Below are 15,518 nucleotides of genomic sequence, written 5' to 3' on the forward strand. Positions count from 1 at the left end.
GAGGGCTCGGACCTACTCGCCCGGTTCGGGCACCTCGCCCAGTGCGTGTTCGGCGAGCTCCCGGCAGAGCCGGTACTCGGTCTCCTGGTCGACCCGCGCCATGAGCAGCAACACCCGGGCGAGAGAGGCCTGTTCGAGGAGCTGGTCCTGGTCCGGCGCGGGCCTGTGCTCGATGGGCGGGAGCCGGTCGAGGAGCGCCGCGTCGTCCGCCGTACGACGCCGGGGTGTGCGGTAGCCGAGCGTCGGCAGACTCGGCAGATATCGGGTCACGGGGTCTCCTCCGGCAGCAGTGTCTGGGCCGTCCTGGTGACGAGGTCCAGCTCGGCCCGGTGCAGGATCTCGGCGCCGTCGGCCGCCGTGTCGGCGGCGTGGTCGAGTTCGGCCAGCAGCCGGCGCAGGGCGTCCCTGGCGGGATCGTCCGCCGGCAGGTCCCGGATCCTGGGGAAGACGATCAGTTCGACCCGGCGGCGCAGCGCTGCCGAGCGGCGCTTGAGATCGTCCAGCGGGGCACGCTGGTGGGGCACGGTCTGGTCGTCCAGGTCGTCCGCGGTCGCGTAACGCTGGAACTTCTCCTTGAGGCGCAGGAGTTGGGCCCGGTCCTCGGCGGAGCGGCCCGGATCGGAAAGGAACTCCCCGAGCAGGACGAGATAGCGCGAGAAGGAGTTTCCCTCGCCGCCGAGCTCCCGCTCGCGTTCCATGAGGTCCAGCACTTCGGGCAGCATGACGGCCCTGGCCCTGTGCTGCCCCGCGTCGAGCACACTGAGCGCCTGTTCGCGTTCGGGCTGGCCGAGGGCGAAGTAGTAGCGGACCAGCCCCTCGACGAGGTCGGCGTCCCCCAGGTCGGGGTCGGCCTCGCGCACCGCGTCCACCCGCCGCTGGAACTCCGCGAAGTCGTCCGGCGACGGCGCCCCGGGCTCGGACCTGCCCAGCCACTCGCGCAGCAGAGCCAGCAGCCTCAACAGGGCCACACCTGAGCGCAGTTGCACGGCGGTGACCTCACTGTCGGGCGGTCGCCGCTCCAACTGCTCAGCCAACTGTCCCAGCCAGTAACCGAGTTGGCGGGGATCGCCGTCCTGCCAGTCGCACACCACAAGCCCCAACTCGGCTTCCACGGTGGACAACTGCTCTCCCTCCATACGCCCCCGAGCCGCGCCGAACGCCTCGCGCGCGTCGTCCGTCCGCCCGTCGAACACCGCCTGGACGCCCTTGGCGAGCTGGAGTTCGTTGAGCTCGGCCGGGATGTGGTCGGTGAGCTCACCGAGTTCCCGGACCCGGTCGAAGTGGTGCAGCGCCCCGTCGGTCTCCCGGCGCCGCCAGTGGGTGACGGCCAGCTGGAGGTGGGAGACGGCGGCGATACGGCGGCTGTCGGGGCGGGAGTCCAGCAACAGCCGGTGCTCGGTGTACAGGTCGGTGACCCGGTTGTGGTTCTCCAGGCGCGCCTGCAGCCACAGTTCGAGACACGCGGAGTGCTCCGTGCGGCCCTCGGCGGCGATCAGCTCGTCGAGCACGGTCGCGGCGGCGCCGTAGCGGGCCGGCTCGTACGTCCCCAGCATCGCCCGGACCTGCGCCTGGGCGAACCGGGTCCGGTTCAGGGCCCGCCCCCGTGGTCCGGCGTTGACGGCCTGCCCGAGCAGTCCCTCGGCCCGCTCCAGCTCGTCCCGGTCGTCACTGTCGAGCAGGGCCAGGGCCTCCTCGTACGGAACGCGCCAGCGACCGGGCAGCACCACGAGGAAATACGCCCCGCTCGCCACGGTCGTGAGGAACAGCAGCGGCAGAACGACCGCCAGCAGAAACGTGGTCATTCGTCGCCCTCCAGCAGCCGTCGTTCGAGCTCGGCGAGTCGCATGCCGTGTTCGTGGATCTCGGAAGCGTTCATCTGGCCGTTCTCCCGCAGCCTGCGGAGACCCGCCTTGACCTGATCGAGGACCTGGCGGGCGTCGGCGCGGCGGCCGAGCCGCAGGAAGGTCTCGGCGTAGTCGAGCATGAGGTCGAGACGCCACCACATCAGCGTGTTCGCGCTGTCGTGCAGCCACGTGTGCACATGGACGTTGGCCTCGGCGTACGCGCCCTGCCCGATGAGACAGCCGGCCATCTCATGGGCGTGGTCGCGCTGTTGCTCGGCCGGCAGCCGCTGGAAGGCCGCGCGGGCCGTGTCGTTCAGCCGCTGCGCGAACGAGCCGTCGGTGGCCTGGGCGAGGCCGCCCTGCACGACCGGCCAGAGCCCGCCGATGATCGACAACTGTGCGGCGTAGGCCTCGGACCGCCCCGGATCCGCCTGCACCGCGCGCTCCAGCAGGGACAGCGCCTCCAGGGGTTCCTTCAGGTCCTGCCGGGCGATCCTGGCGGCGAGAATCAGCAGGTCGTAGCTCGGCCGGTCGACCAGCGCAGCGTGGGCGAGCCCTACGGCCAGACGAGGACTGCCCGCCTTGTGCAGCGCCTCCACGGCCGCCACCGGGTCCATCGCGCGCCGCGCCTCGTCGAGGGCGTCCGCCAGCCGCTCGGCCTCCGTGTCGCTCCACCGGGAGGCGCGCGGCCCCGTGAGATCGCGCAGCCGCTCACGCACCCCGCGCACCGGTTCCACGCGCCGCATCCAGGACGGCAGCCGCCCCTCGCGCTGCCCGTCGGTGAACACGGCGGCGCACGCGGCGCGTTGGAGCAGCCGGTCGGTGTCGCCGTCCGGCAGGTTCTCGAAACAGGTGCGGGCCGCGACCGCCAGGGCGTGCAGACCGGGGTCACGGTCCCGGGGCGCCAGACCGCGCGCCGCCTCCGGGGTGAGGTGGGCGATCCGCGTCGGCGCGCCGGCGAGCTGCTCCAGGGACGGCGCACCCCACGGCGGCAGCGGAAGCAGCAACGGACCGCGGTCCGTGGCCAGCACGATGTCGGCGGGCAGCGCCACCAGCCCCGGTCCGACCGCCTCGCGCCACCCCGGATACGCCCGCAGCACGGCGGCCACGGCCGCCACCCGGAGCGCCGGATCGGCGGAGTCGAGGGCGTCGGCCAGGCCGCGCCGCGCGTCGGTCTCGTAACTGACGACCTGGAACCAGCGGCCGCCGAACTGCCGCTGCTCGCCCCCCTCGCCCCGCACCACGGGGACCAGCTCACGGCGGCGCGGCCGGGTCTGCCAGGCGACCAGCTCGGACCGCTGCTCCCCGCTGATCTCCTCGTTCGGGATGAGCCGGAACCAGCGGCGCCGCCGGGGCGCGCGATACAGCGAGCCCCACCAGCCGACGCCGGCGTACTCGGCGTCGAGTTCCTCCTCGACGGCCCTTGTCTGCTCGTCGACGGCTGTCGTCACAGCTCGCCTTCGAGCCGGTCGGCGAGCTCGTCCAGGGTGTCCTCGTCCGCGCCCGTGCGCACCGCGCTCACGAAGACCCGCAGGGCCTCGGTGAGCGGCGGCCGTTCCGGGCCCTCCTGCGCCGAACGCAGGGCCTTCTTGACCGTGCGCCGGTACTCGGCGGGGACGTCGGCCACGTCGAACTCGGGCAGCGGCGCGGCTGCCGGTGCCGGGACGGTGATCGGGTCCGGCACCGACGCGGTCACCGGTCCGGGGATCGTGATCCGCGGGGCGTCGGCGCCGGGTGCGGACCGAGCCGGGGTCCGGGGCGAGCCGTCGGCGAACAGCCGCACCAGGGCGGCGCGCCGTTCCACCAGCTCGTCGAACTTCCCGATGGTCGTGCTCTGGTCGAAGGTCGCCTGGTACTCCCGTCCCGTGTTGACGTGCGTGACCTGCACGCCGAGCAGCCCGTTCACGTCGAGCGAGAACTCGACCTCGAACTGGTGATGGCCCTCGGGCCGGGGCTCGATGTCGTCGAGGTGGATCGTGCCGATCAGGGTGTTGTCGTAGATGTACTCGCCCTCGCCCTGGTAGATGGCCGCCTCGATACGGTTGGCCTGCTCCGGGTTCACATACGTCTTCGCCTGGCGGGCCGGGATCTTCGTGCCGCGCGGGATCAGCGTGTTGAACCGGCCCTGCTGGACGCCCACGCCGAGGGTGTGCTCGGTGATCAGGGTGACGGTGTAGTCCTGGTCGTCGGCGGAGCGTTCCGCGGTGGGCCGGGTCGCGAGGTCGAAGGCCGGTGTCGGCTCGAACCGGTTGGCGACGATGGCCGCGCCCCGGGCGACCAGCGTGTCGGGGTTGGCGTCGCCGCGGACGAAGTCCTCGTCCTGGTCGAAGTGGTCGAGCAGCATCCGCCGGACCCGCGGGATACGGGTGGAACCGCCCACGAGCAGTACCGCGTTGACGTCCTCGCGCTCCACGCCCTTGGCGCTCCTGGCGAAGCGCAGGGCCTCGTCGACCTGGTGCAGGGACCGCTGCAGGATCGGCTGGATCTCCCGCTCGAAGGTGTCACGGTCGAGTTCCAGGGCCGGGACGCCGCCGCCGAGGTCGACCGTCGTCGTACTCCGCAGGGACAGTTCGCGTTTGGCGGCCTCCGCCGCCGCCTTGATCCGCAGCCGCTCGGTGCCCTTGGGCAGCGCGTCGCCGAGCTCCCGGACGATCCAGTCCACGACGGCGTCGTCGAAGTCGCCGCCGCCGAGACGCTGGTCGCCGGCGGTGGCGATGACCTCGATCTCGTCGTCCCGGGTCTCGATGATCGACACGTCGAAGGTGCCGCCGCCCAGGTCGAACACCAGGTAGACCTGCCGTTCCGACTCGGCGCGGTCCACTCCGTAGGCGACGGCGGCGGCGGTGGGCTCGGGGATGAGCTGCCGGGGGTAGAGACCGGCCAGCAGTGCCGCCTCCTCGGTGGCCTTCTTCTGCCGTTCCATGAAGTACGCCGGTACGGTCACCACGGCGTCGTGGATCTCCCCGCCCAGGGTCTGTTCGGCGATCCGCTTCATTCGCATCAGCACCAGCGCGCTGATCTCCTGCGGGCGCAGCCACTCACCGCCCAGCCGGGCCCGGACCGGGTCGCCCTCCTTGTGGACGCCGGTCGCGCCGAAGAGTTCCAGCAGTTCCGGGGTGAACACCGCCCCCATCTCCCGCTTGATCTCCACGAGCGTGTCGCCGGTGCCGGGGCCGCCGGCGCTGATCGCGTCCTTGGCGTCGTGTCCGACGACGAGTGCGCCGGTGGCCCGGTCGAGGCGGACGACGGAGGGGGTGGCCACGGCGCTGTTCCCCTCCCGTTCGGGGTCGGCGAGGATCATGGGGGCGAAGTCGTCCGGGTGGTAGGCGGCCACGGCCGAGTACGTGGTGCCGAGGTCGATGCCGACGACCCGGTGCAGCTGGTCATCCATGGGGAGTTCCTCCGGGGTTCACTCGTCGGCGAAGCCGTCGAGAAGGTGGGTGCGGGTGAAATCGCCGGTGAAGTCGGTCCGGGTGGTGTCCGTGGGGTGGTGGACCTCTTCGCCGGCGGCGGCGAGGAACACTTCCAGCTCCCTGCGCAGCACGGTCAGTCCGACGTCCCTCTCGTCGAGAACCGGCTCCCAGGTCGGTTCGAGACGGAGCAGGGGGAGCGGGGGATGACGGGCGTCGTGCGCGGCGCGCGCCTCGGCGTTCTCCAGGTTGACGGCGTGCGCGGCGGCGATCTCGTCCTCGCTCGCCCCTCGTGCCTGGAGCATGGCGTCATAGCGCGCGGCTGCCGCGCGGATCTCGTCGGCCGTCGCCTCCGGCGGCACACCGAGGCGGCTGTACTCGGTGGATCGGGGCACGACCAGAGGCAGCGCGAAGAGCGTTCCGCTGTCGTCGTCGACTCCGGACATGGCAAAGAACCCCCGTTCACGAACGCGATGAACAGGGATGAGGTGCGGCCCCCGTCCGACGCGGTTCTCCAGTGACGCAGCACGGCTGTACGACGGCCGTGACCTTCGGCTGATTGTAGGGGCGAATACGGTAACTCGCTCCCGTTATATGTGGGTTGAAACTCCTTCGGTCGGAATGGCCGAAACCGGGGCCTCGGTGCCGTTGACGTCACGTACCCTCTGAGCGCCCCTCGCCGCAGTCTGCGTGCGAGGGCCGGAGAGCGGGGGCCGACCGCTGCATCCGCAATCTTTCTCTCCAAATCGGCCCCATGGACCCGACGGCGTCGCCCGCCGTGAATCGACATCTTTCCCCAGTGACCGCCGTCGCCGCCGGGCTTCCCGCGGATCAGTCCCCTCGGCCGCGACCGGAACGGCGTCGAGCGGCCGGTGGCCGCACGCGCGGATGCCCCGCGAGGCCCGGAAGGTCTCGCGGGGCATCGGCAACGCCCGTCTCAGTGGCCGAAGTTGAACCAGTTCACGTTCACGAAGTCCTGCGCCTGGCCGCTGGTGAAGGTCAGATAGACGTCATGGGTGCCGGTGATGGAACTGATGTTCGCCGGAACCGTGCGCCAGCTCTGCCAGCCGCCCGTGTTGCCGATCGAGAAGCTGCCGACCGGTGTGCTCGTACGGCTGTCGAGGCGCACCTCGACCAGTCCGCTCACGCCCGAGCCGGCCCCGCTCGCGACCCTGCCGACGAACTGGGTGGCGGCCGTGGAGCCGAAGTTGACGTTCTGGTAGAGCGCCCAGTCGCCGTTGGCGAGCGAACCGATGTTCTGTCCGCCGCCGGTGTCGGTGGTGGTCTCCGTGCTGGTGCCCGACTGGCTGTTGTAGGACTCCGCCTGGATCGCGCTGTACGCGTCCCGGGTCCCGGTCGGCGGCGGAGTGGTCGTGCCGCCTCCGGTGGTCGACTGGAGAACCTGCACGTAGTCGACGACCATCGGGCGCCCGGAGACCGTGTTCGCGTCCGGGCCACCGCCGAACGCCGCCGGGAAGGCGCCGCCCATCGCCACGTTCAGGATGATGAAGAAGCCGTGGTTGGTCGCGTTGGCCCAGGTCGTCGCGTCGACCTGGTTCGCGGTCACCGTGTGGTAGTTGGTGCCGTCGACGTAGAAGCGGATCGCCTCCGGGCTCACCGAGCGGTCCCACTCCATGCGGTAGGTGTGGAAGCCGGCCTGACAGGTGGTGCCGGCGCAGCTGGTGGTGGCGCCGATGCCGGTCGTCTCGTTGCAGGCGCCGCCCGGGCTGGTGCCGCAGTGCATGGTGCCCCAGATGGTGTTGAGACCCTGGGTGTTCTCCATGATGTCCAACTCGCCGACGCTCGGCCAGTTCTGGTAGTTGCCCCGGTAGGGCGCCCCGAGCATCCAGAACGCGGGCCAGTAGCCGAGGGCGCCCGCGCCGGTGACGTTCGGTACCTGGAGGCGGGCCTCGACGCGCAGCTTTCCGCCCGCCGGGGGCTGGAAGTCGGTGCGGTTGGTCTCGACGCGACCCGACGTCCACGCGCCGGCGGAGTTGCGCACCGGGGTGATCCGGAGGTTGCCGCTGCCGTCGAGCGAGACGTTGTTCGTGCTGTTGGTCATCGTCTCGATCTCACCGGTACCCCAGTTGGCGGGGCCGCCGGGATACGAGGTCCCGGTCGCGTACTGCCAGTTGGTGGTGTTGACGCCGGTCCCGACGGTGCCGTTGAAGTCGTCGAGGAAGACCTGCGTCCAGCCGGTCGGCGGGGTCGGCGCGTCCGCCTGTGCCACCGACACGGCGGCGGCCGCGAGGCTGAGGACGGCGCCGACGGCGACGAGCACGCGCCGGAGGGGGCCGCGTGTGACGGGTGGGGCTGAAGCGAGCGGAGTGGGTGAAGTGCCTGAAGTGTCCCTCATGGGTGCCTCTTCGGGTACGGGGTGGGGGTGCGGGGGCGCCTTCGAGAAAGCGTGAGAGCGCTCTCAAAGTGGGCCCAATGTGCTCCCGGTGGCTCCGGCCGTCAAGAGGTGAAACCCAGAATTTCCTTTCGTCACAGGTGAGTTCACCCGATGAAGACATGAATGTGGTAGAGGCGAAGGGGTTCTGGGAGGTCCTAGACCGCGCTGCCCGCCTTCCAGTCCGCCCAGTTCAGGTTCCAGCCGTTGAGCCCGTTGGCCGGGTCCACTGTCACCTCGCCCGAGTTCTTGACGATCACCACGTCCCCGAGCATGGAGCTGTCGTAGAACCTGTAGCCCGGCACGGAGGTGTCGTTCGCGCCCTTCGTGTCGTGGAGCCCCACGCAGCCGTGACTGGTGTTGCTGCTGCCGAAGACCGAGGCGGCGGCCCAGTAGTTGCCGTGCACGAAGGTGCCCGAGGTGGTCAGGCGCTGGGCGTGCGGGACGTCGGAGATGTCGTACTCGTCGCCGAGCCCGACCGTCGAGGACTCCATCCGCGTCTGCTTGAACCGCTCGCTGATGACCATGATCCCGGACCAGGTGGTGTGGTCGGCGTCGCCGCCGGAGACGGGATAGGTGGCCGTGGTCGCACCGGCCCGCCGTACGGTCATGGTCTTCGCCGCGAGGTCGACGGTGCTGATCTGCTCGCGGCCGATGTGGAAGGTGACGTCCTTGGACTGGGTGCCGTACACCCCGTCCGCCGCCTGTACGTCCTTGAGCCGCAGCCCGAGCGTGATCTTCGTGCCGGCGGCCCAGTAGGTCTCCGGCCGGAAGTCGAGCCGGGTGTCGCTGAACCAGTGTCCGACCACCTCGACGGCCGGCTCGGCGGTCACGGTGATCGCCTTCTGGACCGCGGCCCGGTCGGTGACCGCTTCCGTGAAGTTGATGGACACCGGCATACCGACGCCGGAGGTGGAGTCCGCCTCCGGGGTGAAGTACCCGACGAAGGTCGCGGAGGGCGAGGCGGTGGTGAAGGTCGCGGTCCGGGTGGCGGCCCCGGTGACCTGCGCCGACACCGTGTACGTCGTCCCGGAGTACGGGTTCCCGGTCGAGGTCCACTTCGTACGGGCCTCGTTGAGGGTTCCGGCCAGTGCGGCACCGTCGCCGGTGACCGTGACGGAGGCGAGGGTGCCGTCGGTGACGGAGACCTCGACGGGGGTGGCGAAACCGGCGTGCCGGGTTCCGTCGGCGGGCGTGACGGTGACGACGGCCTTCCTGGCGGCCTCCACGGACGCGCTCGCCTTCGCCCTGGTCGTCGCCGCCGACGCGTCCGCGGAGCTGCCGCAACCGGTCAGTACGGCGGCTGGAACAGCCCCGAGCGCGGCGAGGATCCCACGCCGGGACCACGCCGGGGACTGCTGCCGGCCCTGCCCCTTCCCTTGCCCGGACGGGTTGGATATGTGCGGAACACCCACGGCACGCCTTTCTGGAACGATCAGGAAGTGATCGATGATGCGCGTGCATCGTGCGCCTTCTGCCTGGGTTTGTTCTTTGAAACGGGGGCCTGGTGTCTGAGATTCCGGTGAGGACGGCGGTCCTGGCCGGTGTGGCACGCGAATCGTCGCGTCGATCAGCAGGAGGGCGCCGGAATGATCTTACGAACGTCGGAGGTACGGAGGATCAGTGGCTGGGCGGTGTCGCCGGTGGTGGACAGTAGGGTGACGTTCGACGGGGTGTACGAGACGAGCTGCCCGCAGAAATCCCCTGTGGTGGCAGCGACTTTGACCAAGTCGGCGGCGGGTTCCTCGGTGTGGGTCCAGGAAGCGGCGAGGGCTCCGACCACCAGGAGCATGCCGAGCGCGAAGGCCACCGCGCTGAGGTGAAGGGCCCGGCGGACACGGCCGATCTCGGCCTGGGTCCATGTGCGCAGTGCCTGCCCCGCGAGAAAGGTCCGTTCACCGGGCTTGCCGAAGGAGGCACGGACGGCGAGGAGTGAGCCCGCGACGAGGAGCAGGAAGGCGGAGCCCAGCAGCGAAATCGCGATGGTCTGCCAGGGTGAGGGCAGCTTGGAGAGGTCGTCGCGGCCCTTGAGTACAGCGAGGACGGTGACCAGGGCGGTGAGTCCGATCAGGCCGTTGCGCCAGCCTTCAGCCTGTTTCCGGAGCAGGGCGAGCTGGCTGAACTCCAGTTCCCGGGCCAGCTCGGCCCAGCGGCGGACCAGACCGGGGTTCACAGGGCGACGGCTCATGGAGTGCTCCGGGAGCCGGTACCCGGCTTGAGCTCCCATTGTGCGCCGCAGCCCACGAAGTAGAGGATCTCCGGCTGCCCGGCATGCGCGAAACCGCATTCGCAGAAAAACGTCTCCGTGGCTGTCAACGCGGACACCTCGGCCTGGGACGGCGGCTTGGCCTTGAGTCCGGAGAACAGTCCCTTCGTGCCCGCCACCCCTTTGGGGATCGTCGTGGACGTGTGTCCATGGCAGCGGGGGCAGGCGCCCGTGACAGTCGCTTCCCCGGCGTCCGTGCTGACCTGGTACGGGGTTTCGACGGTGCCTAGAGCGATCTGCTGGTACTCCAGGTCATGGTTGTGGGAAGGGGGGCTCAAGATGTGCGCTCCTGTGGGTGGGCCGGGTGCCAGAGTGTGTCGTCTTCTGTGGGTTCTTCCATGAGCTGCAGATTGAACATCGCTGAGTACGTGTGCAGTCGGGCAGCCACCCATTCTCGGTCGGTGTCCAACTCGCGCGCCAACGCGTCGATTTGGGCGCCGGTGACGATGCCTTGCAGGGCCGGTTCGCGGCCGTTCAGACCTTCGCTGAGGAGGACGAGGTCCTGCCAGAGGGGGAGGGTGTCCGGGGCCTCGGGCACGTCCACCACCACGCCGAGGGGCTCGTAGAGGCGAAGCCGTTCGTACACCGTCCGGACTGGTTGGCCGAGGCGGCCCGCCACGGCCAGCAGCTCCAGCGGCCCAAAGGGGGAAGGGCGACGAGGACGGTCGACTGACATGTCCTCGGACAGGGCGAGCACATCGAACTGGTTGGGTCTGAGATCGGCAGTCAATGCGCGTTCTTCGCCGGTGAGTTGGGGGATAAGGGCACCGAGCTGACGGTAAGGGGCGAGTTGGTCGAGTGCCTCTGGGACGGTGAGGGTTTCGTTGTGGGCGTACTGGGCGAGGCCGAACGGTGTGATCTCGGCCCAGGAGACCTGGATCGGCTCGTCGCTCCCCATGCCGTGCAGGTTCGTCATGAGGGAGGCCTCGGCCGCGCTGGGCGAAAGGGAGAGAGTCTCGGCGGGGAGGTTCGGGGCCGTCTTGTGGAACGCGATCTCATGAGCTACCAGGCGCTTCGCACAGAGGGCCAGTGATTCCCCGACTTCGCCCGCCGCGCGCACAAGGGTCGCCTCGGTCCAGAGAACAGTCGGGTCCAGGCTGCCGATGAAGAGGGCGACCCTGTCACGCGGGGGGAGATTCATCCAGTGACGCAGCGGTTCGAGGTCTGCTGGGACGGCCATGCCGAGCATGGCCACACGCTGGATCCGGGAGTAGACAACGTCCCACGCTTCGTATTCCAGGTCAGTCCCGAGGTCCGGGACAATCCTGTTACCGGTGTAGCAGGAGGCCAGGAAGTCGATGGGGATCGACTGAGCGGGCAAACTGGCGTTGTCGGCTCCATCCAGGTCGAGCAGCCTGTAGCTGTGGGCCTGGCTCAGGCCGAGCAGTTTCAGGTCACTGTGTTCAAGGAGCGGAAGAGGATTCGTCCTCGGGTGTATCTCGGGCAGTTGAACCCCGGCCTGCTCGGCGAGATCCCCGGCCGTGTGCAGGTAGGCGTCGATCGTCATCTTCGCCTGCGTCGCCTCCACCAGCAGATGCCGGAGGGTGGGATCCGGTTCCTCTCCCTGCGGGTCCCAGAGATCGCTGAACTGTTCCCACTGGTCGGAACTGGGTGCGGAGGACAGCAATTGCCCGTCGTGAGGCAGCCGGTAGCCAAGGAATTGCCATGCCTGCAGTTCCGCCAGTACCTCGGCGCTGGTGAGACCGAGCTGTTTCGCCAACCTGGCGATGTGGACAGGCAGGACGTCTTTGGGTAGACCGTTGGGGCAGTACTTGTGCTCGTGCTCCGTCCATCCGGCCAGGAGTTCGGCTTCTCTGATGGTCGCGACATGGTTGGTGACGAGGTCAGTGGGCACGTCGGGTACTTCTAAGCCCAGCGGTGCAAACCGGCGGCAGCGTTCAATCAACTCGTCGAGCGGCAGATGACGGGCGGCCGAAATGGAAATGAGCGCCCCCGCTGCGGGCTGGCGTTGCGCCCGGCGTGGCTTCGACCAGTCGCGCATCCAGCGGACCAGGTCTGTGTCGACGGGGTCCGGAACGAAGTCCAACGAGGGAGTCTCGTCCGCCGCGACGGCGTGAACTCTGATGCGGGGGCTCACCATCACGAATCGGCGCAGCTCACGTAGCGCCTCGGCGACCGATCGTTGGCTGTCGAGCGAGTACGCCACCAGATTGCGTGGACTGCCGGCGGCATGGCTGAGGAGAACGCCGTCCCCCGGGCGTGGGACGGGATAGCCCGTCACGTCCTCAGGCAGGACAGAGGTATTCTGGACGTCGGTATTGAACGACAGTCCCTGGTCACGCAGGACAGCCAGCCGCCAAGATGCCGCAGGGTCGACTCCGGGCATGCGCAGCCGTGGCGGATGTCTGTCGTCGGGCTCCGAAGGCAGGAACCCGCCGTCCTCGGGAAACCAGCCGACGGTATCCAGTGAGACGTCCGGCCAGTGGTATGAGGATGAGCGGCGAACGGGCAGCATGAGCCCCAGGCCCGCAAGTTCGGAGGCCACCGCACGGGCCAGCGGGACGTCGGCGCGCTCCAGGTCCCACAGCCACTCCAGGTCCAGTCCCGCCCACCCGGGCAGGTCCGAAGCGGCCTTTCGTACCTGTTCCGTGGTCCACTTCCGGTTCCAGTCGAGCAGGCTGTTGCGGTTGACGCTGAGTTGCGGAGCCTGCGGGCCTGTCAGGTTGACGACGTATCCGAAGGGCTCCTCCGAGGTGACGATGCCGTCGGCGAGTACCATGCCCTTGCCCGTCACCCACCAGACGGGGCCCCGTGCGTCGAGCGGCGGTACGGGAGCGGCCTCATCCTCGGGCGCCGGATGTCGCAGTTTTCCGGCAGGCCAGACGACGGGCTCGACACCTTCCTCGCTGAGGACCAATTGGTACTCGTTCAAACGCACTTGATGTCTCAGCACGTCGAGTGCGGAGACGACATGCTCCTTGTTGTCCTCGGGCTCGCTCAGCATCAGTCGGACCCGGGTGCCGCCCTCGCGCATCGGGTCGTCGGTGCCTTCGTATCCGCGGATGCGGAACAGGCCACTGCTGCTGGAGATGTCGACGACGAGCGCCTGCTGGGCGAGATTCCCCTCTGCGTCCACCTCCCGGGTGACCAGGGTGACTTCGTCCGCGATCATGAAATAGCTGAGGACGCCGATGCCGAACCGGCTGTAGGGATAGAGCTGGAGCGTCGCGTCTTCCTCCAGCCAGCGGGACTGCTCCTGGCGGAACGCACGGGTCTGGGCGAAACGGCGGCCTGCCCGACTGAAGGTCTGCTCCAACTGGGTCCGCCCCATGCCGACTCCGTTGTCGCGGCACTCGATGTAGGCGCGGCCCGGGTGGCCGCTTCTGGACGGCTCGCGTCCCTGGGAGATACGGATCTCGGCGGGCTTCTTTGCGGGGGCGTCGCCTTTGCGATCCAAGTACCTCCAACGCAACTCGCGGTAACGGCAGGCGTCGGCCGCGTTCTGGTACAACTCCCGCACGGCCAAGGATCGGTCACCGTACAGCTGATGGCCCATCAACAGCTCGCGGATCTCGTCCTGTGCCAGCGCGAAGCGTAACAACGGCGTCGAATAGGCCGGTTCTTCCGATATCCCCGAGTGCGGCAGACGCCGGGGTTGCAGATCGGTGGTGACCCGGCCCGGCAACGGGTTCGGAAAGCCCTTCCGCAGTTGTTCCCGGACGGCGTGCAGGGATCGCAGTACCGTGTCCGCACGTACCGCGAGGTCCGACAGGCATTCGTGAATCGCCTCGTGCGGGCACAGCATGTGCAGGTGCACGTCGTTGCCCTGACGAGTCCAGTCCAGCAGATCGTGCAGGGTTCTCACGACGTCAGTGGGATGGACCGGAGCCGTCACGCCCACGTGATCGGGAAGTACGTCGGGGAACTGCCGTACGTCGGCGGCGAGGAGGCCGGCGAGCCGCACCAGTCCCAGCACGCTCCACCAGTGCACATCCTGGCGTCCCTCGGCGGTTGTCAGAGCGGTGGGCACGTTTCGGAGGTACTGGTTGAACGAGGGCAGGTCGCCCGGATCGTCGGCGAGGAACCGGATGCTCTGTGCCAGCCGCCAGCGGACCTCCTCCACTTCTTCCTCGTGCTCCCGTCCCGGCCCGAGGAGAGCCATCGCCAGCCGTCCGATCAGCTCCTCGCCGCCCGGGTCGGGCGGGTCGACCAGTTGCTCGGCCACCCAGCGGTGGGCCAGCCACGCTGCCAGCGCCTTGTGCGCCTCGGCCTCGCCCCGCCGTTTGTGGCCGCGTGCCTTGCGCAGCAGCTGCGGGTGGCTTTCGTGGATGTACTGCAGCTCGGTGCGCATCTTGGAGCGATTCCCGTCCAGAAGCACCGGGTCGAGGTCGAAGGGGGCGGCGTCGGCCAGTCGGCTGAGCTTGCGGGCCCACATAGCCTCCCGCAGAAACGGCAGGGCCACGAGCAGACCGGTTTCCACCGGGGAGCGCTCCGAGGCACCGGGCAACAGCACCGGCATCACCCGGCGCACGGTCCGTGTCGGCAGTCCTGGATCGTTCCAGGGATCGTTGAAACGGCGGCGGTCCTTCAGTACGGAGACGGCGCACTCACGCGCGAACGCCGCGATGCGCTCGCGCATGGGCGAGTCCGGCCCTGTCTCACTCCGTCCGGCGCTCCACAGCGAGGCCTTCTGTACATCCTCGCGCCACCGCAGCGGGATTTCTGTACCCTCGCACAGCTCCGGGAAGCCTGACAGCTCTTCGTCACGGGGCGCGCAGTTCATCTGCGGCTGCTGCTCACCCACCCGTTGTGCATGGACGGTGGTGCGGTGCTTGGCCTGGTGGAAGACTGCTTCGAGGGTGCGCTCCGGGGCATAGGGGTCAAGAGCCTCCGTGAACGCCCGTGTGAAATAGCTTCCGGCGTCGTCGTAGTGGCACTGCTGCCCCCTGCGGCAGCCGACGAACAGGGCGAGCCGCTGCGACGGGGCATGGACGGTGGCGGCCCCGAAGCCTTCCGAGGCGTCTTCAGGGCCACTGTCGCGGCACGCGTCCACCACGTAGACGACCGATGGTGCCCGGCATCCTTCCAGGTAGGACATCATGTCGATGGGGAGGAGCGAGTCGAGGTGGGACTTCAGCCAGGGCTGGCCCGGTTCGGGGGCGAGAGCGTTGGCGGGAACCAGATAATCCTTGCCCTTGACGTGCACACCGTGCCCAGTGAAATACACGAGCAGCAGGTCGCACTCCTCCTGGGCCGCCCGTTCCAGCGCGGTGGTAATGTCGTTCCTCTCCACCTGCTCCGTGGCGCCGTCGCCGTCCTGACGGATGGGAATGAGCGAGTAGCCCGACGCGGTGAGCTGCGTACGCATGGCTTCGAGGTCGCCAGCAACCGGCTCCGCCAGGGAACCGAACCTGGACGCGGCACGCGGGGTGTCGCTCACCCCGATAAGAAGAGCGGATCGTCTGATGGTCACGCGTGGACGTTAGCGCGACTTCGGCCCGCCAAGAACCGGTTCAGGTCGATAAGTGAGGCAGTGTCACACTGGTGCGTGACGGGTTGTCAGACACCCCAGGTGGAATGATCCCTGTCTCCTGGACGCAGTTCCGCCCGACCAGTCTGCGGTCGGGTGCCGAACGTCGCTGTCG

Annotated in this window: 10 protein-coding genes; all 10 read right to left on the bottom strand. The window is 69.0% G+C overall.

Annotation, left to right across the window (positions count from 1 at the left end; all coding sequences use genetic code 11):
• Positions 1-12 precede the first annotated feature (12 nt).
• Positions 13-270 carry a hypothetical protein gene (locus PV734_RS17660; RefSeq protein WP_319290226.1) on the bottom strand — a complete coding sequence of 86 codons (258 nt, stop codon included), beginning with the start codon at positions 268-270 and terminating at the stop codon, positions 13-15.
• On the bottom strand, positions 267-1,802 hold the full coding sequence (locus PV734_RS17665) for a hypothetical protein (RefSeq protein ID WP_319290228.1): 1,536 nt from the start codon (positions 1,800-1,802) through the stop codon (positions 267-269). The genes PV734_RS17660 and PV734_RS17665 overlap by 4 nt, the downstream gene beginning before the upstream one ends.
• The gene (locus tag PV734_RS17670) at positions 1,799-3,295 is read right to left on the bottom strand and encodes a hypothetical protein (protein ID WP_319094802.1); all 1,497 of its coding nucleotides are present in this window, start codon (positions 3,293-3,295) and stop codon (positions 1,799-1,801) included. The genes PV734_RS17665 and PV734_RS17670 overlap by 4 nt, the downstream gene beginning before the upstream one ends.
• Positions 3,292-5,235, bottom strand: a complete 1,944-nt coding sequence (locus tag PV734_RS17675) for an Hsp70 family protein (RefSeq protein WP_319290230.1) — start codon at positions 5,233-5,235, stop codon at positions 3,292-3,294. Before PV734_RS17675 ends, PV734_RS17670 begins: the two co-directional genes overlap by 4 nt.
• An 18-nt stretch (positions 5,236-5,253) precedes the next feature.
• Positions 5,254-5,700 carry a hypothetical protein gene (locus PV734_RS17680; RefSeq protein ID WP_319094805.1) on the bottom strand — a complete coding sequence of 149 codons (447 nt, stop codon included), beginning with the start codon at positions 5,698-5,700 and terminating at the stop codon, positions 5,254-5,256.
• A 491-nt stretch (positions 5,701-6,191) separates the two neighbouring features.
• Positions 6,192-7,610 carry a glycoside hydrolase family 16 protein gene (locus PV734_RS17685; RefSeq protein ID WP_415924221.1) on the bottom strand — a complete coding sequence of 473 codons (1,419 nt, stop codon included), beginning with the start codon at positions 7,608-7,610 and terminating at the stop codon, positions 6,192-6,194.
• A 194-nt stretch (positions 7,611-7,804) separates the two neighbouring features.
• A complete protein-coding gene (locus PV734_RS17690; RefSeq protein ID WP_415924222.1) occupies positions 7,805-9,061 on the bottom strand; it encodes an Ig-like domain-containing protein in 1,257 nt (418 codons plus the stop codon).
• Positions 9,062-9,216: 155 nt separating this feature from the next.
• Positions 9,217-9,834, bottom strand: a complete 618-nt coding sequence (locus PV734_RS17695; RefSeq protein ID WP_319094807.1) for a hypothetical protein — start codon at positions 9,832-9,834, stop codon at positions 9,217-9,219.
• Positions 9,831-10,190, bottom strand: coding sequence for a hypothetical protein (locus tag PV734_RS17700; RefSeq protein WP_319094808.1), 360 nt, complete (start codon positions 10,188-10,190; stop codon positions 9,831-9,833). The genes PV734_RS17695 and PV734_RS17700 overlap by 4 nt, the downstream gene beginning before the upstream one ends.
• Positions 10,187-15,346: a caspase family protein gene (locus PV734_RS17705; RefSeq protein WP_319094809.1), complete on the bottom strand. Its 5,160-nt coding sequence runs from the start codon at positions 15,344-15,346 to the stop codon at positions 10,187-10,189. The genes PV734_RS17700 and PV734_RS17705 overlap by 4 nt, the downstream gene beginning before the upstream one ends.
• Positions 15,347-15,518: the final 172 nt, after the last annotated feature.

It is taken from the genome of Streptomyces sp. AK08-02 (assembly GCF_033795085.1).
Lineage (GTDB): Bacteria > Actinomycetota > Actinomycetes > Streptomycetales > Streptomycetaceae > Streptomyces > Streptomyces echiniscabiei.

Excerpts from the sequence above, each read along its gene's own strand:
- PV734_RS17665 (WP_319290228.1), bottom strand. The coding sequence starts at position 1,802 with ATGACCACGTTTCTGCTGGCGGTCGTTCTGCCGCTGCTGTTCCTCACG.
- PV734_RS17675 (WP_319290230.1), bottom strand. The coding sequence starts at position 5,235 with ATGGATGACCAGCTGCACCGGGTCGTCGGCATCGACCTCGGCACCACG.
- PV734_RS17680 (WP_319094805.1), bottom strand. The coding sequence starts at position 5,700 with ATGTCCGGAGTCGACGACGACAGCGGAACGCTCTTCGCGCTGCCTCTG.
- PV734_RS17685 (WP_415924221.1), bottom strand. The coding sequence starts at position 7,610 with ATGAGGGACACTTCAGGCACTTCACCCACTCCGCTCGCTTCAGCCCCA.
- PV734_RS17695 (WP_319094807.1), bottom strand. The coding sequence starts at position 9,834 with ATGAGCCGTCGCCCTGTGAACCCCGGTCTGGTCCGCCGCTGGGCCGAG.